Below are 20417 nucleotides of genomic sequence, written 5' to 3'. Positions count from 1 at the left end.
GACGATGAGCACCCGACTGATCCACCGGCCGGCCCGCACCAGCCGCCCCCCGGCCTCCCCGGAGTCGCGCACCATCGAGGCGCCGCCCAACCTGCCCGACGGCAAGTCCGGTTCCGTCGCGACCGCGCTGCTGCCCGTCGCCGGCGTGATGTCGTCCGTGGTGATGATGACCGTCGTGCGCAACAGCCAGTTCGCGGGGCTGGGCGCGATCATCCTGGTCGTGACCATCCTCGGCTCGCTCGTCCTGGTCTTCTCCCAGCGCGGCAAGGCCCAGCGCACCCGCCGCACCCAGCGCGAGGCCTACCTGTCCTACCTGGAGGACACCCGCGAGGAGCTGTCCAAGGAGGAGCGGGAACGGCGCGAGAGCACCCAGGTGCTCAACCCGCCGCCGGACGCGCTGTACGACATCGTGCGCGACCCCGCCCGACTGTGGGAGCGGCGCCGGCTCGACGCCGACTTCCTGCGGGTCCGCGTCGGCACCGGCGAGATGCCGGTCCGCGACCTGAGGGTCGGCCAGCAGAGCGGCTCGGCGCTCACCCCGCCCGACCAGTTCATGCTGAACGAGGCCTCCGCGCTGGTGAACCGCTTCAGCAGCGGCACCGAACTCCCGCTCACCGTCCCGCTCGACCGGGTCGGCAACATCAGCGTCATCGGCTCCCGCGAGGACACCCTCCGGGTCGCCCGCGCCCTGCTCGCGCAGGCCGCCGCCACCCACGCCCCCGACGACGTGGCCGTGGCGCTGGCCGTGCCCGGCGACCGGATCGCCGACTGGGAGTGGGCCAAGTGGCTGCCGCACCTGCTCGACACCGAGCAGTTCGACGGCCCCGTCGCCGCCCGCCGCATCGCCCCCTCGCTGCCGCAGCTGGCCCGCCAGATCGGCCCCGAGCTGCGCCGCCGCGCCTCCTACGCCGCCGAGGTGCGCCGGGGTCTGTCCGGCAAGGACGCCCTCGCCATGACCTCCCGGCTGCTCGTGTTCGCCGACGGACACGGCGGCGACGCCGTCGACCTGCCCCGCCCCGACGACGCGGTCGGCCTGCGCGACATGAGCGTCACCGTGCTGCACCTGCTCGACCAGCGGATCCAGGAACCGGGCAGCGTCGGCGTCCGGATCACCGTCGAGGGCGAGCAGATCGTCATCGAGGACCTGCGGATGCCGGAGCCGATCAGCGCCCACGGCACCGTCGACGAGATCGGCGTCCCCTTCGCCGAGGGCCTCGCCCGGATGCTCGCCCCGCTCAGGCTGTCCGCCGAGTCGATGGTCGACGCACCGCTCACCGGCCCCGTCGACTTCGCCGAACTGCTCGGCATCGACGACGTCGCCGACCTCGACCTCAACCGGATGTGGGCGCCGCGCGGCGAACGCGCCTTCCTGCGCGTGCCCATCGGCATCAGCGACTCCCACGAACCGGTGCTGCTCGACCTCAAGGAGTCCTCCGAGCTCGGCATGGGCCCGCACGGCCTGTGCGTCGGCGCCACCGGCTCCGGCAAGTCCGAGCTGCTGCGCACCCTGGTCCTCGCCCTGGTCGCCACCCACCCGCCGGAGGACCTCGCGCTGGTCCTCGTCGACTACAAGGGCGGCGCCACCTTCGCCCCCTTCGCGGACCTCCCGCACGTCGCCGGCGTCATCACCAACCTGGAGAACCAGGCCGGCCTGGTCGAACGCGTCCACGCCTCGCTGGCCGGCGAGGTCAAGCGCCGCCAGCAGGTGCTGAAGAACGCGGGCAACGTCGCCGACATCGGCCACTACGCCGCCCTGCGCGCCGAGAAGCGCCCCGACCTGGACCCGCTGCCGCACCTGTTCGTGGTGATCGACGAGTTCGGCGAACTCCTCACCGCCAAGCCGGACTTCATCGACCTGTTCCTGTCCATCGGCCGTATCGGCCGCTCCATCGGCGTCCACCTGCTGCTGTCCAGCCAGCGCATCGAGGGCGGCAAGCTCAAGGGCCTGGACACCTACCTGTCCTACCGGCTGGGCCTGCGCACCTTCTCCGCCGACGAGTCCCGTACGGTCCTGGACACCACGGACGCCTTCCACCTGCCCCCGCTGCCCGGCTTCGGCTACCTCAAGGTCGACACCAGCCACTACGAGCGGTTCAAGGCGAGCTACGTCTCCGGCGCCTACAGCGGCCCCGTGCGGCGCGAGGAGGAGGACACCGGTCCGCTGGCCCTGGAGTACGAGGCGTACAACACCCTCGGCGACGACGGGAGCACGACACCCGACGAGCCGAAGATGCGGCGCCGCGAGACCGGTCCCACCCAGCTGGGCGTCCTCATCGACCAGCTCGAGAACTCCGGCTCCCGCCCGGTGCGCCAGATCTGGCTGCCCCCGCTGCCCGCCGCGGTCCCCCTCGACAAGGTCGCGGGCCCCGTGGAGGTCGGCGCCCGCGGCATGCAGCTCGCCAAGCGGCGCGGCCCCCTCCAGGTGCCGCTGGGCATCATCGACGACCCGACCAAGCAGCAGCAGGGCCAGTGGTACCTGGACCTGACACTGTCCGGCGGTCACGCGGCCGTCATCGGCGGCCCGCAGTCCGGCAAGACCACCCTGCTGCGCTCGCTGGCCCTCTCGCTGGCCCTGACGCACACCCCGCAGGAGGTCGGCATCTACGGCCTCGACCTGGTCGGCGGCGGCCTGCAGGCCCTGGCCGGGCTGCCGCACGTCGGCGGGGTCGCCGGACGCGCCGACCGCGAGCGCGCCGCCCGCACCATCGACTCCGTACGCGCCATGCTCGACCAGCGCGAGGAGCTCTTCCGCATCCACAACATCGACTCGCTGGAGCAGCTGCGCACCCTGCGCGCCGCCGGCCAGGTCACCGAGCTGGCGTCCACCGAGATCGTGCTGCTCATCGACGGATTCGGAGCCCTGCGCGACGACTTCGACAACCTCGACGACGCGGTCGTCGACATCCTCAAGCGGGGCGGCGGCTACGGCATCCACGTGGTGGCGGGCATGCTCCGCTGGAACGACGTCAGGATCGCCACCCAGTCCCAGTTCGGCACCCGCGTCGAACTGCGCCTGAACGACCCGAGCGAGTCCAGCATCGAGCGCAAGCTCGCGCAGACCCTCTCGCCGGAGGAGAAGGGCCGCGTCCTCACCGACGGCAAGCTCTTCGCCCAGGTGGCGCTGCCGCGCACCGACGGTCTCGCCGACACCTCCGACCTCGGCGCGGTCCTGGAGCGCACCGCCCGCCAGCTGCGCGCCACCTGGACCGGAGAGGTCGCCCAGCCGGTGCGGGTGCTGCCGCACGTCCTGGAGCCGGAGCTGATGCCCAGCCCGTCGGCCGAGCCGCGCCGCGTGCCGGTCGGCCTCGACCAGACCCAGCTGCAGCCCGTCCTGCTCGACCTGTTCCACCACGACCAGCACCTGATGATCATGGGCGACAGCGAGTGCGGCAAGACCAACCTGCTCAAGGTGCTTGCCCAGGGCCTGATCGAGCGCTACGGCGAGGACGAACTCGTCTTCGGCGTCTTCGACCCGCGCCGGGGCCTGCGCGGCGCCATCCCGGAGGAGTACCGGGGCGGCTACGCCTACAACTCCAAGCTCGCCGCCGGCCTCGCCGCGGGCATCGCCGGCGAGCTGGAGAAGCGGCTGCCCGACGACACAGCGGACACCGAGGACCTGGAGCCGGGCAGCTTCTCCGGCCCGCGGATCGTCATCCTCGTCGACGACTACGACGTCCTGACCACCGCCGGCCAGCAGCCGCTCGCGCCCTTCGTGCCGTACATCCCCTCGGCCGTCGACATCGGCCTGCACTTCGTCCTCACCCGACGGGTCGCCGGCGCCTCCCGCGGCCTGTACGAGCCGCTGCTGCAGGGCCTGCGCGAGTCCGGCTCGTCGGCTCTGGTGATGTCGGGAGACCGCAGCGAGGGCCAGCTCTTCCCCAACGTGTACGCGAGCCCGCAGCCGCCCGGCCGAGGGGTGCTGGTCCGCAGGGGCCAGTCGAACCGGCTGATCCAGACCGTCTACACGGGGACCAGGTGAACGCATGACGAAGGACGTCGTCACCCTGACGAAGAAGATGCCCGACCCGCTGAGCGTGCTCGCGGGCCTCCTCTCCGGCGGCCCCGACCGGCTGGTCGGCGCCGAGGGGGAGGGGGCGGTGGTGCAGCTCTGCGACACGCAGGGCCGCCCGCTGGTGTCCGTCGAGGCGCCGCTGCTCGTCCAGGTCAGGGGTGAGGCGGAGCGGCTGCTGGGGGCGAGCGCGCCCGAGGTGCCGTACTGGTGGACCGAGGCCCGGGCCACCACCGGCGTCAAGGAGGCCGAGCAGCTCGCCGGCACCTTCGCCGCCCGTCTCGCCACGCTGGTGGGCGGGACCGCCTGGCCGCCCGAGGTGGCCTGGTCGCTGGCCGTGGTCAACACGGACGGGATGAGCGCGGCGCCGGTGCCGGCCGCCGCCCAGCCCGCCGTCGACGTCCTCACCGACAAGGTCGCGGTGATCATCCAGGACCGTCCGGTGGTCGCGATGACCGCCTGGCTCGCGGACGCCTTCCGCGCGGCCGCCAACGCCGAGCTCGGTCTCCAGATCGTCACCCCCGCCGGCACCCGCCTGTCCCCGGCGGTCCGCAACAGCCTGCCGGGCTGGCCCTCGCGCTGGGTGGTGCAGGACGAACGGGACGGCTACTACGACGGCCTGTCCGGAGCGGTCCTGGAGTGGAACAACGGCCTGTTCGTCACGGTCGAGTCCCCGGACGCGACCCCTCAGGACCCCCGCACCCCAATGGCGGCCACCTTCGGGGAGGGCGTCCAGGACACCGGCGAACGCCAGCTGGCGCTCTCCTTCCGCACCGTCCACCCGGCCGACGACCGGCTGGTGCTCGGCGGCGCGGTGGAATCCGTGTGGCGGGAGATCACCGGGGAACCGCCGGCCGGCTGGGGCACCGAGGAACCCGCCAACCTCCCCTGGTCCCTGCGGCAGTTGACCGACGTGGCGTACGAGCGCTCGCCCGCGCCCACCTGGCTGGTGGTCGTCGGCACGCCGGAGCGTCCGGGCATCGCCACCGTCCGCATCACCCGGACCAAGGGTGGGGTGGAGGAGGACGTGACCATGGCCTTCGGCTACGGGCCCGGCGAGCAGCTGCCGACCGACGCCGTGCAGGCCGCCGCGGAGGCCCTCGCCACCCGGCACGACCTGCAGTCCATGCTGGTGCAGATCCGCCGCGCCCGCCGGGACCTGTCCGTCCCGCCGCGCTTCGAGGGCCCGGGCGTGCCGTACGCCTTCGTCCTGGGCGCGGAGGAGGTCCGCACCATGCCCGGCGACCGGGCCCGGCGCACCCCGCTCGCCCAGTCGCCCCGCGAACTTGGCCCCAAGACCCGCCCCGCCCTCTACTACCCGCTGCCCGGCGACCCGTCGGACCTGTCGGGCTGGCAGGACTTCGAGCGTCTGATGCGGCACCTGAAGGGCGACTAGCCCGGCCGGGTCCGTGAACGAGTGAGCCCCCCACCGCTCGGCGGTGGGGGGCTCACTCGTCGTCTCGGCCCGTGATTCGGCTCAGCCCGTCGTGACCTTCTCCCGAGCGGGGGCCTTCTCGGCCTGCCCACGCCCGCGGGCCACCTCGACGGAGTCCCGCTTGAAGGCCCACTCCATCGCCGGTTCCATCGCGAAGCGGAAGACACGGCGCACCGGTGAGGTGCACAGCAGGGTGACGGCGGCGGCCGCGCAGACGCTCACGAGGAGCTGGCCCGGCGGCCGGTGCAGCCAGCTGTGCTCGAACCAGCCCCAGTAGTCGCCGCCCTTGACCAGGAACCCGTGCAGCAGATAGCCGTACAGCGTGCCCGCGCCGAGCGCCGTGAACCACATCCGGCGGCCCGGCACCCAGGAGAAGAAGCAGGCGGTCAGCAGCAGCGAGCAGCCGAACAGCGCGAGGACCATCACCGGCCCGGTCCACCACGGCGCGCCCAGCTCCTGAGCGGAGTCACGGTGGTAGAACCAGCCGGTGTTCATCCGCGGCACCGCCCACCAGCCCACGACGACCGCCGCCGCGAACACCGGCACCGACAGGATCCGCACCGAACGCCGGCGCACCAGCCGGAAGTGCTCGGGCTTCATGCACAGGCCGACCACGAAGAACGGCAGGAACTGCAGCACCCGCTGGAGGTCCAGGTCGTCGCCGATGTCGGGGCTGACGGACGCCAGCATGGCGATGGCGAGCGCGAGCGGCAGCGGCCACCGCACCAGCTTCCAGATCGGCGTGGTCAGCCGCCACACGAACAGCGCGATCAGGAACCAGGTCAGGTACCAGGGGTCCAGCAGGCTGATGTCCTGATCCGGCGCGCCGCCCACGTACCGGTTGAAGAGCGAGTAGGCCGTCTCGAAGAGGACGTACGGCACGACCACACCGGTGATCAGCCGCCGCAGCCGGTCGGGGCGCATGTCGAAGCTCCGGGAGAAGAACCCGGAGATGATGATGAAGGCCGGCATGTGAAACGCGTAGACGACCGTGTACAGACCCTCCAGGATCCGGCTGTCGTCCTTGAGCGGCTCCCAGGAGTGGCCGATCGCCACCAGCACGATCGCCAGGTACTTCGCGTTGTCGAAGAACGCGTCGCGCTGTTTGGCGGGCTGGTTGCCGGACGGTGCGGGCTTGGCGCCCTCGGCGGATCTGGTGTTCTGCGGCGAGCGCGGACTCGGCACTCCGCCCGCCGGCGCGTGTGCCGGGGGGAGTGGCGCTCGGTTCTGGCTGTGCGGTCGCAGCGAGTTCGTCACAGACCCTCCCACCAGGAACGGGGGGAGACGATCGGGGACCTCGCTGCGCTTGCGGGGGACGAGGCAGCGTGGAACATCTGAGGCACCCTAGCCTTGGCTGTGGGTTTTCGTAAAACCGTCGACGTCATTCCTGGTTAATCACCGCGAGTACCCCCGTTTTCCGGGAGTTGACGCCGTCGCACACGTGATGACCGACACACGCCCGGGCTTCGCCCCTGTACACCACATGGGCCCTCATTGTCGCGATTCATCCCGACTAAACAGGGCATAAGACGCCTTTGAGGGGCCGCTCGGTACGGCAGTTGGCGTGCCTGTGACCTCAATTCGAATTACCTGCGAACACGTTGTGTGGACACCGAAACGAATGCGTCGAATTCCCTGTGCGGGTGCATGGTCGAATTACTGTGCGGATGACCCGAGTCGTACCGCCCGCACACCCGGCCGCCGCCCGCGGCGGGCACGGAAGTGGCCAACGTTCAGTCACGGCCCGCATATGCGGGCCCGGTTGGTGGCACGATGGTTCTGGCGGGGGTGCGTACGGTCGCGTCCCCGGGCCGGGAGAGCGGACCGACCAAGGGTGTGATCAGTTGTGGCCATTTCACTGTCTGTGGTGCTGCTGTTGGCGATCATCCTGGTGGTGTTGATCCGGGGAGGCTCCCTCAAGGCCGGCCCCGCCGTCGTCGCGGTGCTCTTCGGCTTCTTCCTCGCCTCGACGGGCATGGCCGACGACATCCAGCGGTTCCTGAACTCGATAGCGGAGACCATCAACTCGATCCAGTTCTAGCCGCCGCATGGCTCGCCACGGCGGACCCAGGGCGGCACGGACCACACGGACAGCGCAAAGACCTCCGGCCCGATCCTCTGAGAGGACCGGGCCGGAGGCCTGTGTGGAGCGGGCGACGGGAATCGAACCCGCGTAGCTAGTTTGGAAGACTAGGGCTCTACCATTGAGCTACGCCCGCACAGCGCGCGCCGCGGGTCGGATGACCGCGGCACTGGTGTCATCGTAGCGGGTCGCCCCCAGTCGTCGCACACCCCGTTCCCGCCCGGGCGGCCGGTGCGGCCGAGCGCGTGAAATGCGGCGGCTCCGCTGCCTGCGGGCATGTACCCTACGTGTCGCACCAGACGGGGTGTGGCGCAGCTTGGTAGCGCGTCCGCTTTGGGAGCGGAAGGCCGTGGGTTCAAATCCCGCCACCCCGACCACGGACCGGCCACCACCGGTCACCCCACGCGTTCACTTCGCGTGACGACCTGACGTGATCGCCTTTGGGGCGTGTCGCCGCTGCCGTTACTATGCAAGCTGCACGCCCGTGTGTCTCTCGTCTGAAGTCCTCCGGGCGGCGAATCCGCCGGAGCCGGTCTGGCTCCGGCAGAAACCAAGAAGTCAGCCCCCAAGGAGACCGAACCGTGAAGAGCGCCGTGGAGACCCTGAACCCGACTCGGGTTCGGCTCAGCATCGAGGTGCCCTTCGAGGAGCTCAAGGACAGCCTCGACGCGGCGTACAAGAAGATCAACCAGCAGGTCACGGTGAAGGGCTTCCGGAAGGGCAAGATCCCGGCGCGCGTCATCGACCAGCGGTTCGGCCGCGGTGCGGTCCTGGAGGAGGCGGTCAACGACGCGCTCCCGAAGTTCTACACCGAGGCGGTCAACGAGGCGGAGATCGACGTCCTCGGTCAGCCCGAGGTCGACATCACGGAGCTGAAGGACGGCGAGACGCTGAACTTCACCGCCGAGGTCGACGTCCGCCCGGCCATCGAGATCCCGGACTTCTCCGGCATCGAGGTCGAGGTCGACGCCGTCGAGGTCACCGACGAGGACATCGAGAAGTCGGTCGAGCAGCTCCGCGAGCGCTTCGCCTCGACGTCCCCCGTCGAGCGCGCCGCCGAGGACGGCGACGTCGTCACGATCGACCTGGAGGCCAAGGTCGACGGCGAGATCCTGGAGGACGGCGTCGCCAGCGGCGTGTCCTACACGATCGGCTCCGGCGAGCTGCTGGACGGCATCGACGACGCCGTGAAGGGCCTGGAGGCCGGTGGCGAGACCACCTTCACCTCCGAGCTGAAGGGCGGCTCGGCGGCCGGCAAGGAGGCCGAGGTCACCGTCAAGGTCACCCAGGTCGCCGCCCGCGAACTGCCCGAGCTGGACGACGACTTCGCGCAGCTCGCCTCCGAGTTCGACACCCTCGACGAGCTGAAGGCCGACAGCCGCAAGCGCCTCGAGAACATGAAGCAGTACGACCAGGCCACGCAGGCCCAGGAGCGCGTCCTGGAGAAGCTGCTCGAGCTGGTCGAGGTCCCGGTCCCCGAGAAGCTGCTCGAGGACGAGATCAACACCCGTAAGCACAACCTCCAGCACCACCAGCTCGGCCAGATGGGTCTCGACCTCGAGAAGTACCTCGAGATCCAGGGCAAGACGGCCGAGGAGTTCGACACCGAGACCAAGGAAGCCGCGGTCAAGGGCATCAAGACCCAGTTCGTGCTCGACGAGCTGGTCAAGCAGGAGAAGCTCAACGTCAACCAGGAGGAGCTCACCGAGCACCTCATGCGGCGCGCGGCCTCCTCCGGCATGTCCCCCGACCAGTTCGCCCAGGCGGTCGTCGAGGGCGGCCAGGTTCCGCTCCTGGTCGGCGAGGTCGCCCGCGGCAAGGCCCTGGCCGTCGTGGTCGAGAAGGCCACGGTCAAGGACACCAACGGCGAGATCGTCGACCTGGACGACGAGGAGGAGGAGACGGAGGCCGCCGAGGCCGCCGCCGACTCCACCGACGCGCCCGAGGCCGAGGCCGAGGAGAAGACCGAGGCCTGAGCCTCGCGTCACCTCTGACGTGATCAGGAGGGCCCCGGGGCGCAACGCTCCGGGGCCTTCCTGTCACGCGCCGCAGGCAGCCGGCCCCGGGCCGCGGAGAACCGCGCGACCGGCCACGGACGGGCCCGCGGCCGTCCACCGGCGGGCACGACCACGGCGACCAGGCGGCGACCAGGCAGCCACCCCACGGCTACGCCCCCGGCGAACACCCCCCTCTCCGGGATTCCCCGGAGGGACCCGCGCGTTAGGGTCCATGAGTACGGGGGCAGGGGTGTCGGCGATACTGCCGGACCGCCCCCGGCAGGGAACACGTGAAGACGGCCCGGCGCCGTCGTAAGACGAGCAGGTGGATACGTGACGAATCTGATGCCCTCAGCCGCCGGCGAGCCTTCCATCGGTGGTGGCCTCGGCGACCAGGTCTACAACCGGCTGCTCAACGAGCGGATCATCTTCCTCGGCCAGCCGGTCGACGACGACATCGCGAACAAGATCACCGCGCAGCTGCTGCTCCTTGCCGCTGACCCGGAAAAGGACATTTACCTTTACATCAACAGCCCGGGCGGCTCCATCACGGCCGGCATGGCGATCTACGACACCATGCAGTACATCAAGAACGACGTGGTGACCATCGCCATGGGCCTCGCCGCCTCCATGGGTCAGTTCCTGCTCAGCGCGGGCACCCCCGGCAAGCGCTTCGCGCTGCCGAACGCCGAGATCCTGATCCACCAGCCGTCCGCGGGCCTGGCCGGCTCGGCCTCCGACATCAAGATCCACGCCGAGCGGCTGCTGCACACCAAGAAGCGCATGGCCGAGCTGACGGCCTTCCACACCGGCCAGACCATGGAGCAGATCACCCGCGACTCCGACCGGGACCGCTGGTTCGACGCCGACGAGGCCAGGGACTACGGCCTCATCGACGAGGTCATCACCACGGCCGCCAACATGCCGGGCGGCGGCGGCACCGGGGCGTGAACCCCCCTGCGAGCCCCCAGCCGACCGCCACAGCCCCTAGGAGAGAGACAGTGAACGACTTCCCCGGCAGCGGCCTGTACGAGCGCGCACGCGCCGAGAGCACGGTGCCCGTCGCCGAGTCCCGCTACGTGATCCCGCGCTTCGTCGAGCGCACCTCGCAGGGCATCCGCGAGTACGACCCGTACGCGAAGCTCTTCGAGGAGCGCGTGATCTTCCTCGGCGTGCAGATCGACGACGCCTCCGCCAACGACGTCATGGCCCAGCTGCTGTGCCTCGAGTCGATGGACCCCGACCGGGACATCTCGGTCTACATCAACAGCCCCGGCGGATCCTTCACCGCGCTCACCGCGATCTACGACACGATGCAGTTCGTGAAGCCCGACATCCAGACGGTCTGCATGGGCCAGGCCGCCTCGGCCGCCGCCATCCTGCTGGCCGCCGGTACGCCGGGCAAGCGCATGGCGCTCCCGAACGCCCGGGTGCTGATCCACCAGCCCTACAGCGAGACCGGCCGCGGCCAGGTCTCCGACCTGGAAATCGCCGCGAACGAGATCCTGCGGATGCGCGCCCAGCTGGAAGACCTGCTGGCCAAGCACTCCACCACGCCGATCGAGAAGATCCGCGAGGACATCGAGCGCGACAAGATCCTCACGGCCGACGACGCCCTGTCGTACGGCCTGATCGACCAGATCATCTCCACCCGGAAGATGAACAACGCGAGCGTGCGCTGACGGCGGACGCTGTATCGTCTGCCGCTCCTCGGCACGGTTCGCGACTGCGCACGACACAGTGCACGTCAAAGTGAACCGTGCCAAGGGGGGCCCGAACGAGGGGCTCGGCAAGGTACCGTCGGACATAAGGCAGCACCAGGAGCCGCTGGACCTAGGCGTCTCCCAGGCGAAGGGGAAGCACACCGTGGCACGCATCGGTGACGGCGGCGATCTGCTCAAGTGCTCGTTCTGCGGCAAGAGCCAGAAGCAGGTCAAGAAGCTCATCGCAGGGCCCGGTGTCTACATCTGCGACGAGTGCATCGATCTCTGCAACGAGATCATCGAGGAAGAGCTGGCCGAGACCAGCGAGGTCCGCTGGGAGGAACTTCCCAAGCCGCGCGAGATCTACGAGTTCCTCGAGGGCTACGTGGTCGGTCAGGAGCCCGCCAAGAAGGCTCTGTCGGTCGCGGTGTACAACCACTACAAGCGCGTCCAGGCCGGCGAGAACGGCGGCGCCCAAGGCCGCGACGACGCCATCGAGTTGGCGAAGTCCAACATCCTCCTGCTGGGCCCCACGGGCTCCGGCAAGACCCTCCTGGCCCAGACCCTCGCGCGCATGCTGAACGTGCCGTTCGCCATCGCCGACGCGACGGCGCTGACGGAGGCCGGCTACGTCGGCGAGGACGTCGAGAACATCCTGCTCAAGCTGATCCAGGCGGCGGACTACGACGTCAAGAAGGCCGAGACCGGGATCATCTACATCGACGAGATCGACAAGGTCGCCCGCAAGAGCGAAAACCCGTCGATCACGCGCGACGTCTCCGGCGAGGGCGTCCAGCAGGCCCTGCTGAAGATCCTGGAGGGCACCACCGCCTCGGTTCCGCCCCAGGGCGGCCGCAAGCACCCCCACCAGGAGTTCATCCAGATCGACACGACGAACGTCCTGTTCATCGTGGGCGGCGCGTTCGCGGGCCTGGAGAAGATCATCGAGTCCCGGGCCGGGGCCAAGGGCATCGGCTTCGGCGCGACGATCCGCTCCAAGCGCGAGCTGGAGGCCAAGGACCAGTTCGAGGCCGTCATGCCCGAGGACCTGGTCAAGTTCGGGATGATCCCCGAGTTCATCGGCCGCCTGCCCGTCATCACCTCGGTCCACAACCTCGACCGCGAGGCCCTGCTCCAGATCCTCGTCGAGCCCCGCAACGCGCTGGTGAAGCAGTACCAGCGCCTCTTCGAACTCGACGGCGTGGAGCTGGACTTCGAGCGCGAGGCGCTGGAGGCCATCGCCGACCAGGCGATCCTGCGCCAGACGGGCGCACGCGGTCTGCGCGCCATCATGGAGGAAGTCCTCCAGGGCGTGATGTACGAGATCCCGTCCCGCAAGGACGTGGCCCGGGTCGTCATCACCGCCGACGTCGTCCACTCGAACGTGAACCCGACGCTCATCCCGCGCGACGCGCGCGGGCGGGGCCCGGGCGAGCAGAAGACGGCGTAACCGCAGTCGGACACACACCGAGGGGCCCCGGTCGACAGACTGGGGCCCCTCGGTGGTTGAGGCGCGACGACCCTCGCGGGTCGATTCACCCCCGGGAACGTCAGGCGGCGACGCGGATGTCCGCGCGGATCTTCTTCGTCAGGTCGACCGCGGCGTCCTTGGTGATGCTCTTGGTGTTGTCGCCGGGGGAGACCATGGCGATCGTGCTGTAGTCCGACCAGACGCAGAACCAGTCGGTCGACTCCTTCTTGGTCAGGGAGTTGGTGGACTTCGCCGACTGGCACTTCATCAGCGCCCCGTCGATGTCGACCTCCTCGGGCTGCCCGATCATCTCGGCGCCACCGCTGCTCGAGGAGCTGGACTTGTCCGCGATCTCCTTGGTGATGGCGGCGAAGTACGTGTCCAGGGCCTTCGCCGGGTCCTTGATCTCGCCGTAGCCGCCCACGATCGTGACGCCCCTGGCGGTCAGCAGCTCGGACTGGGGCGGCAGCGTGCTCGGGTCGCTCGGGTCGTAACCGCTGAAGTCGGCGGTCGAGTACTGCCCGACGACGGCCTTGCCGTTCTTCATGCCGCTCTGTTCGAGGTACTTGGTGGTGTCAGAGTCGCTGCTCTCGGCCCCCTTGCCGACCCGCTTGTACTCGAGCAGGCTCGCCGGCGTGTCCAGCTGGTGCGCGCCGTCGTCCGCCAGGCCGCCACCGCCCCCGCCGATCACGAAGTACGCCCCCACCGCTATGGCGGCCACGACGGCGACGGCGCCGATGATGATGCCCGTCTTCTTCTTGCCGCCACCGGCCGGAGGCTGCGGCACCCCGTAGGGCGCCTGGCCGTAGGGCGGCTGCTGCTGGCCGTACGGCGCCTGCTGCTGGCCGTAGGGGGCCTGCTGGCCGTAAGGCTGCTGCTGCGGCGGGACGCCCTGCGGCGGCTGCTGCGGGTAGCCGTAGCCCGGCTGGGCGGGCGGGGGCTGCTGGGGGTAGCCATAGCCGGGCTGGGCGGGCGGAGCCTGCGGCGGCTGGCCGTAGGGGCCCGGCTGGCCGTACGGTCCAGGCTGCTGTGGCTGCCCGCCGTACGGGCCCGGCTGGTTGTAGCTCATTTCTGGGTTCCCCTCCAGATGCTTATGTGTTCTTGACATCCTGGCGCAGCCCCCGCGCAGACAGGGCATTGGGGGGCCCACCGTTACAGAACAAACGCGTTTCGGGACTGCCCCGGGACACCCCTAAACTGAGCCCGTGACCGAGAACGCTCAGCAGCAGCCACCAGCGCCCAACACCGAACTGCCGACCCAGTACGCGCCGGCCGACGTAGAGGGGCCGCTGTACGAGCGCTGGGTAGAGCGGGGTTACTTCGAGGCGGACGCGAAGAGCGACAAGCCGCCGTTCACCGTCGTCATCCCGCCGCCGAACGTCACGGGCAGCCTGCACCTCGGGCACGCCTTCGAGCACACGCTCATCGACGCCCTGACCCGCCGCAAGCGGATGCAGGGCTACGAGACGCTGTGGCAGCCCGGCATGGACCACGCCGGCATCGCCACGCAGAACGTCGTCGAGCGTGAACTCGGCAAGGAGGGCAAGTCGCGGCACGACCTCGGCCGGGAGGCGTTCGTCGAGCGCGTCTGGCAGTGGAAGGCCGAGTCCGGCGGCCAGATCAGCGGTCAGATGCGCCGCCTGGGCGACGGCGTGGCCTGGTCGCGCGAGCGCTTCACGATGGACGAGGGCTTGTCCCAGGCCGTCCAGACCATCTTCAAGCGGCTGTACGACGACGAGCTGATCTACCGCGCCGAGCGCATCATCAACTGGTGTCCGCGCTGTCTGACCGCCATCTCGGACATCGAGGTCGAGTACCAGGACGACGACGGCGAGCTCGTCTCCATGAAGTACGGCGACGGTGACGAGACGATCGTCGTCGCCACCACCCGTGCCGAGACCATGCTCGGTGACACCGCGGTCGCCGTGCACCCCGATGACGAGCGTTACCGGCACCTGGTCGGCAAGCTCATCAGGCTGCCGCTGACCGACCGCTCCATCCCGGTCGTCGCCGACACCCACGTCGACCCCGAGTTCGGCACGGGCGCCGTCAAGGTCACCCCGGCCCACGACCCGAACGACTTCGAGATCGGCCAGCGTCACGACCTGCCCGCCATCACGATCATGGACGAGCACGCCGTGATCACGGCCCACGGCCCCTTCCAGGGTCTGGACCGGCTGGAGGCCCGCTCCGCCATCGTCGCCGCGCTGCGGGCCGAGGGCCGGATCGTCGCGGAGAAGCGGCCGTACGTCCACAGCGTCGGCCACTGCTCGCGTTGCAAGACCACCATCGAGCCGCGCCTTTCCATGCAGTGGTGGGTCAAGGTCGGTCCGCTGGCCAAGGCGGCCGGCGACGCGGTCCGCGACGGCAAGGTCAAGATCCACCCGCAGGAGATGGAGAAGCGGTACTTCGACTGGGTCGACAACCTCCACGACTGGTGCATCTCGCGGCAGTTGTGGTGGGGCCACCGGATCCCGGTCTGGTACGGCCCTGACGGCGAGGTCGTCTGCGTCGGCCCCGACGACGAGGCTCCGACCGGCGAGGGCTGGCGTCAGGACACGGACGTCCTCGACACCTGGTTCTCCTCCGGCCTGTGGCCGTTCTCCACGCTCGGCTGGCCCGAACAGACCGAGTCGCTCGCGAAGTTCTACCCGAACTCCGTCCTGGTCACCGGCTACGACATCCTCTTCTTCTGGGTCGCCCGGATGATGATGTTCGGTCTCTACGCGATGGACGGGACCCCGCCGTTCCACACCATCGCCCTGCACGGCATGGTCCGTGACCAGAACGGCAAGAAGATGTCGAAGTCCTTCGGGAACGTCGTCGACCCGCTGGACTGGATGGACAAGTACGGGTCGGACGCACTGCGGTTCACCCTCGCCCGTGGCGCCAACCCCGGTGTCGACGTCCCGATCGGCGAGGACTGGGTCCAGGGCTCCCGCAACTTCGCCAACAAGATCTGGAACGCGACCCGCTTCGCGCTGATGAACGGCGCGACGGTGGACGGTCCGCTGCCCGAGCCGTCGGCGATGTCAGCGACGGACCGATGGATCCTCTCGCGCCTGAACACGGTGGTCGCCGAAGTCGACGCGTTCTACGAGGACTACCAGTTCGCCAAGCTGTCCGACGCCCTGTTCCACTTCGCCTGGGACGAGGTCTTCGACTGGTACGTCGAGCTGTCCAAGACCACCTTCCAGGCGGGCGGTGAGGCCGCCGAGGCCTCCAAGCGCGTCCTGGGTGAGGTCCTGGACGTGACCCTGCGTCTGCTCCACCCGGTCGTCCCGTTCGTCACGGAGACGCTGTGGACCACGCTGACCGGTGGCGAGTCCCTCGTCGTCGCCGAGTGGCCCGCGGACAGCGGATTCCGCGACAAGGGTGCCGAGAAGGAGATCGAGACCCTCCAGCAGGTCATCACGGAGGTCCGCCGCTTCCGCGCCGACCAGGGCCTCCAGCCCGGCCAGCGGGTCCCGGCCCGCCTGTCCCTGGACGGCACTGCGCTGGCGCCGCACGAGGCCGCCATCCGGCAGCTCCTGCGTCTCCAGCCGGAGGGCGAGGACTTCACCGCGACGGCGACCCTGCCGGTCTCCGGCGCCGAGGTGGCCCTCGACCTGTCCGGCACGATCGATGTCGCGGCGGAGCGCAAGCGCCTCGCCAAGGACCTCGCCGCGGCGGAGAAGGAGAAGGCCCAGGCGACCGCCAAGCTCGGCAACGAGGCGTTCCTGGCGAAGGCTCCGGACAACGTGGTGGAGAAGATCCGGACGCGGCTGGCCAAGGCGGACGAGGACATCGCCCGGATCAAGGCGCAGCTCGACCGGCTGCCGTCCGCGTAAGGGTTCGTACGTCCCCGAAGGCCCCCGGAGCTCGCAGGCTCCGGGGGCCTTCACGACTCGTGGGGCGCGGGCCGCACACCAGTGGGCGGACTGTCGGTCGGGCTCCGTAGACTGACCGTGTGACTGAGAGCGACCCCTTCGACGAGATCATGGCGACCGAGACAGAGCGGGACCCGGATCTCGCGGTGATCGAGGCCGGCAGCCGTACCCTGCGCACGCAGGGCGGTGCGCCGCAGGCCGACGTGCCCGGCAGGCCGGAGGATCCCGAGGTCGACAGGGCCCTCAGGGCGGTCGAGGCGGACCTCGCCACCCGCTGGGGCGAGACCAAGCTGGAGCCCTCGGTCAGCCGGATCGCCGCACTGATGGACCTGCTGGGGGAGCCGCAGCGCTCGTACCCCTCCATCCACATCACCGGTACCAACGGCAAGACCTCCACCGCCCGCATGATCGAGGCGCTGCTCGGCGCCTTCGAGCTGCGGACCGGCAGGTACACGAGCCCGCACGTGCAGTCGATCACCGAGCGGATCAGCCTGGACGGCGCGCCGATCTCCGCCGAGCGGTTCATCGAGACCTACGAGGACATCAAGCCGTACGTCGAGATGGTCGACGCGCAGCAGGAGTTCCGGCTGTCCTTCTTCGAGGTGCTCACCGGCATGGCGTACGCGGCCTTCGCCGACGCGCCCGTGGACGTCGCCGTGGTCGAGGTCGGCATGGGCGGCTCCTGGGACGCCACGAACGTCATCGACGGGGATGTCGCCGTCGTCACGCCCATCGACCTCGACCACACCGACCGGCTGGGGGAGACGCCCGCGGCGATCGCCACCGAGAAGGCCGGCATCGTCAAGCAGGACGCGACCGTCATCCTGGCCCAGCAGCCGGTCGACGCTGCTCAGGTGCTGCTGAAGAAGGCCGTGGAGGTCGACGCCACCGTGGCCCGCGAGGGGCTGGAGTTCGGGGTCGTCGCCCGGCAGGTCGCCGTCGGCGGGCAGTTGGTCACCCTGCGCGGTCTGGGCGGCGAGTACCCCGAGGTCTACCTCCCGCTGCACGGCCCCTACCAGGCCCACAACGCGGCTGTGGCGCTCGCCGCCGTCGAGGCGTTCTTCGGCGTCGGTACGCAGCGGCCCGAGCCGCTGGACATCGACACCATCCGCAAGGCGTTCGCGGCGGTCTCCTCGCCGGGCCGCCTGGAGGTCGTACGGCGGTCGCCGACCGTCGTCCTGGACGCCGCCCACAACCCGGCCGGTGCCCGCGCCACCGCCGAGGCGGTCGGCGAGGCCTTCGACTTCAGCCGGCTGATCGGCGTGGTCGGGGCGAGCGCGGAGAAGAACGTGCGGGGGGTCCTCGAGGCCTTCGAGCCGATCTTCGCCGAGGTCGTCGTCACGCAGAACTCCAGCCACCGGGCGATGGACGCCGACGCGCTCGCCGCGATCGCCGTCGAGGTGTTCGGCGACGACAGGGTGCAGGTCGAGCCGCGGCTGCCGGACGCCCTGGAGGCCGCGATCACGCTGGCCGAGGAGGAGGGCGAGTTCACGGGCGGCGGTGTGCTCGTCACCGGCTCCGTCATCACCGTCGGCGAGGCCCGGCTGCTGCTGGGGAAGGGCTGAGACTCACGATGCGTACGCTCTGTGCTTCGACCCTGATCGGCGAGGTCTTCATCATCGGCTTCGCCGCGCTGGTCGCGATGAAGGACCCCGACCTGTCCATGACGACGGTGTGGACGGTCAGCGGTGTCGCGATGTTCGCGTGTCTGCTGCTGTGCGGCATGGTGACCCGTCCCGGCGGCGTCGCCCTCGGCTGGGCCCTCCAGGTAGTCCTGATCGCCTCCGGGTTCGTCGTGCCGACGATGTTCTTCCTCGGGGTGGCCTTCGCGGCCCTGTGGTGGGCGTCCGTGCACTACGGGCGGAAGATCGACGAGGCGAAGGCGAGGTTCGCGGCCCAGGCGGACGCCTCGACGCCCGGCGCGGCGTGACGCCTCGACGCCCGAGACCCCTGGCTCCCTCTACACCTGACGCTGTGTGACAGGCGGCCGGACACGCCCTGTAACCTCATCCCACCGCACACCGGCCGTAGAAGGAGTCCTCCGTGAGCCAGCGCACCCTCGTCCTGCTCAAGCCCGACGCCGTCCGTCGTGGCCTGACCGGCGAGATCCTCAGCCGTATCGAGCGCAAGGCCGGCTGGCAGATCACCGCGCTGGAGCTGCGCTCCCTGGACCAGGACACGCTGGAGCAGCACTACGGCGAGCACAAGGGCAAGCCCTTCTACGAGCCGCTGGTGGAGTTCATGTCCTCCGGTCCGGTCGTGGCGCTGATCGTCGAGGGCGAGCGGGTGATCGAGGGTGTGCGGGCGCTGGCCGGTCCGACCGACCCGATCGCCGCGGCCCCCGGCTCCATCCGCGGCGACTTCGGTGTGATCGTCCGTGAGAACCTGATCCACGCCTCCGACTCCGAGGAGTCCGCGGAGCGCGAGGTGAAGATCTTCTTCCCCGGTCGCGCGTAGCGTCCACCGCCTTCGAAGAGGCGGAACGGAGAGTCTGGGGGAGTTTGTCCCCGGACTCTCCGGCATATGCGTGGCGATCGAGGGAACGAGTGCCCCCGAACGCCCGTCTCCACAAGCGAACCCACACAGCATCTGCTGACAATGGCGGAGACCCTCACGCAGTGTTCGCGAAGGCGCGTCTACGATGGAAGCCTTCACGTCACCGCACCCACCTCGCCGACCTGAAAAGCCCTCAAAAGCCAGCGGGAAGGCCAGTCGAATCCTGATGGGGAACTCAATGTCGTTCATTGGCCGTGACATGGCTGTCGACCTCGGGACCGCCAACACGCTGGTGTACGTCAGGGGGCGCGGGATCGTACTCAACGAGCCGTCCGTCGTCGCGATCAACACCAACACCGGTGGCATCCTCGCGGTCGGCGCCGAAGCCAAGAAGATGATCGGGCGCACGCCCGGCAACATCGTTGCCGTGCGTCCGCTGAAGGACGGCGTGATCGCCGACTTCGAGATCACCGAGCGGATGCTCCGCTACTTCATCCTGAAGATCCACAAGCGGCGGTATCTGGCTCGTCCGCGGGTCGTCGTCTGTGTGCCCTCGGGCATCACGGGGGTCGAGCGCCGCGCCGTCATCGAGGCGTCGTCCCAGGCCGGCGCCCGTCAGGTGCACATCATCGAGGAGCCCATGGCGGCCGCCATCGGTTCCGGCCTGCCGGTCCACGAGGCCACGGGCAACATGGTGGTGGACATCGGCGGCGGCACCACGGAGGTCGCGGTCATCTCCCTCGGCGGCATCGTCACCGCCCAGTCCATCCGGGTGGCGGGCGACGAGCTGGACAACGCGATCATCCAGCACATCAAGAAGGAGTACTCCCTCCTGCTGGGTGAGCGGACGGCCGAGCAGATCAAGATCACGATCGGTTCGGCGTACGACCTCGACTCCGACGAGCACACCGAAATCCGCGGCCGGGACCTCGTCTCCGGGCTGCCCAAGACCGTCGTCATCTCGGCCGCCGAAGTACGCAAGGCGATCGAGGAGCCCGTCAACGCGATCGTCGACGCGGTCAAGACGACTCTCGACAAGTGCCCGCCCGAGCTGTCCGGCGACATCATGGACCGCGGAATCGTTCTGACCGGTGGCGGAGCGCTGCTGCGCGGCCTCGACGAGCGGCTGCGGCGGGAGACCGGCATGCCGATCCACATCGCCGAGGACCCGCTGGACAGCGTGGCGCTCGGCTCCGGCAAGTGCGTCGAGGAGTTCGAGGCGTTGCAGCAGGTGCTGGACGCCCAGCCGCGCAGATGACGTAACTCTTCGATTCCGCCGTACGGGATGATCTCCTCTCGTACGGCGGATCGTTGATATCGAGGCATAAGCTCGCATAAGCCTCTGCAACCCGAA

14 protein-coding genes and 2 tRNA genes are annotated in these 20417 nt (G+C 69.7%); 13 read left to right on the top strand and 3 right to left on the bottom strand.

The window, feature by feature from the left end:
• The first annotated feature begins 4 nt into the window (after positions 1–4).
• Together eccCa and AQJ84_RS12940 are read left to right on the top strand one after the other, a co-directional pair.
• Positions 5–3979 (top strand): type VII secretion protein EccCa, encoded by a 3975-nt coding sequence (gene eccCa, locus AQJ84_RS12945; protein WP_053190504.1) that lies wholly within the window; start codon positions 5–7, stop codon positions 3977–3979.
• A gap of 4 nt (positions 3980–3983) precedes the next feature.
• Positions 3984–5405 (top strand): DUF6177 family protein, encoded by a 1422-nt coding sequence (locus AQJ84_RS12940; protein ID WP_030044844.1) that lies wholly within the window; start codon positions 3984–3986, stop codon positions 5403–5405.
• An 81-nt stretch (positions 5406–5486) separates the two neighbouring features.
• On the opposite strand, the gene AQJ84_RS12935 is transcribed toward AQJ84_RS12940, so the two are convergent.
• Positions 5487–6701, bottom strand: a complete 1215-nt coding sequence (locus AQJ84_RS12935; protein ID WP_037804602.1) for an acyltransferase family protein — start codon at positions 6699–6701, stop codon at positions 5487–5489.
• A gap of 589 nt (positions 6702–7290) precedes the next feature.
• Here AQJ84_RS12935 and AQJ84_RS12930 point away from each other — a divergent pair.
• Positions 7291–7485, top strand: a complete 195-nt coding sequence (locus AQJ84_RS12930; protein WP_030044846.1) for a hypothetical protein — start codon at positions 7291–7293, stop codon at positions 7483–7485.
• 104 nt (positions 7486–7589) lie between these two features.
• Here the strand turns inward: AQJ84_RS12930 and AQJ84_RS12925 are convergent.
• A tRNA-Gly gene (locus AQJ84_RS12925) sits at positions 7590–7663 on the bottom strand.
• Positions 7664–7827: 164 nt separating this feature from the next.
• On the opposite strand from AQJ84_RS12925, the gene AQJ84_RS12920 reads away from it, so the two are divergent.
• The 5 genes from AQJ84_RS12920 to clpX all read left to right on the top strand — a co-directional run bounded on the left by AQJ84_RS12920 (position 7828) and on the right by clpX (position 12677).
• A tRNA-Pro gene (locus AQJ84_RS12920) sits at positions 7828–7904 on the top strand.
• Between the two features lie 204 nt (positions 7905–8108).
• A complete protein-coding gene (tig, locus tag AQJ84_RS12915; protein WP_030044847.1) occupies positions 8109–9503 on the top strand; it encodes a trigger factor in 1395 nt (464 codons plus the stop codon).
• Positions 9504–9869: 366 nt separating this feature from the next.
• A complete protein-coding gene (locus AQJ84_RS12910; RefSeq protein WP_030044848.1) occupies positions 9870–10475 on the top strand; it encodes an ATP-dependent Clp protease proteolytic subunit in 606 nt (201 codons plus the stop codon).
• Positions 10476–10525: 50 nt separating this feature from the next.
• On the top strand, positions 10526–11206 hold the full coding sequence (locus AQJ84_RS12905; protein WP_030044849.1) for an ATP-dependent Clp protease proteolytic subunit: 681 nt from the start codon (positions 10526–10528) through the stop codon (positions 11204–11206).
• Between the two features lie 184 nt (positions 11207–11390).
• Positions 11391–12677 (top strand): ATP-dependent Clp protease ATP-binding subunit ClpX, encoded by a 1287-nt coding sequence (clpX, locus tag AQJ84_RS12900; protein WP_030044850.1) that lies wholly within the window; start codon positions 11391–11393, stop codon positions 12675–12677.
• A gap of 100 nt (positions 12678–12777) precedes the next feature.
• Here the strand turns inward: clpX and AQJ84_RS12895 are convergent, their stop codons facing one another.
• Positions 12778–13767 carry a hypothetical protein gene (locus AQJ84_RS12895; RefSeq protein ID WP_053190506.1) on the bottom strand — a complete coding sequence of 330 codons (990 nt, stop codon included), beginning with the start codon at positions 13765–13767 and terminating at the stop codon, positions 12778–12780.
• A gap of 136 nt (positions 13768–13903) precedes the next feature.
• On the opposite strand from AQJ84_RS12895, the gene AQJ84_RS12890 reads away from it, so the two are divergent.
• From AQJ84_RS12890 to AQJ84_RS12870, 5 genes are all read left to right on the top strand, one after another.
• A complete protein-coding gene (locus AQJ84_RS12890; protein ID WP_030042821.1) occupies positions 13904–16528 on the top strand; it encodes a valine--tRNA ligase in 2625 nt (874 codons plus the stop codon).
• 119 nt (positions 16529–16647) lie between these two features.
• Positions 16648–18132: a bifunctional tetrahydrofolate synthase/dihydrofolate synthase gene (folC, locus tag AQJ84_RS12885; protein WP_030042822.1), complete on the top strand. Its 1485-nt coding sequence runs from the start codon at positions 16648–16650 to the stop codon at positions 18130–18132.
• 8 nt (positions 18133–18140) lie between these two features.
• Complete coding sequence (locus AQJ84_RS12880) at positions 18141–18497, top strand: DUF4233 domain-containing protein (protein ID WP_030042823.1); 357 nt, start codon at positions 18141–18143, stop codon at positions 18495–18497.
• A gap of 113 nt (positions 18498–18610) precedes the next feature.
• Positions 18611–19024, top strand: coding sequence for a nucleoside-diphosphate kinase (gene ndk / locus AQJ84_RS12875; protein ID WP_030042824.1), 414 nt, complete (start codon positions 18611–18613; stop codon positions 19022–19024).
• Positions 19025–19301: 277 nt separating this feature from the next.
• Positions 19302–20321, top strand: coding sequence for a rod shape-determining protein (locus AQJ84_RS12870; RefSeq protein ID WP_004001297.1), 1020 nt, complete (start codon positions 19302–19304; stop codon positions 20319–20321).
• The last annotated feature ends 96 nt before the right edge of the window (positions 20322–20417 follow it).

The sequence above is a fragment of the Streptomyces resistomycificus genome, assembly GCF_001514265.1.
In the GTDB taxonomy this organism is placed as follows: Bacteria; Actinomycetota; Actinomycetes; order Streptomycetales; family Streptomycetaceae; genus Streptomyces; species Streptomyces resistomycificus.
The sequence above is the reverse complement of the archived record's forward strand: the minus strand, read 5'-3'. Positions and strand labels throughout refer to the sequence as shown.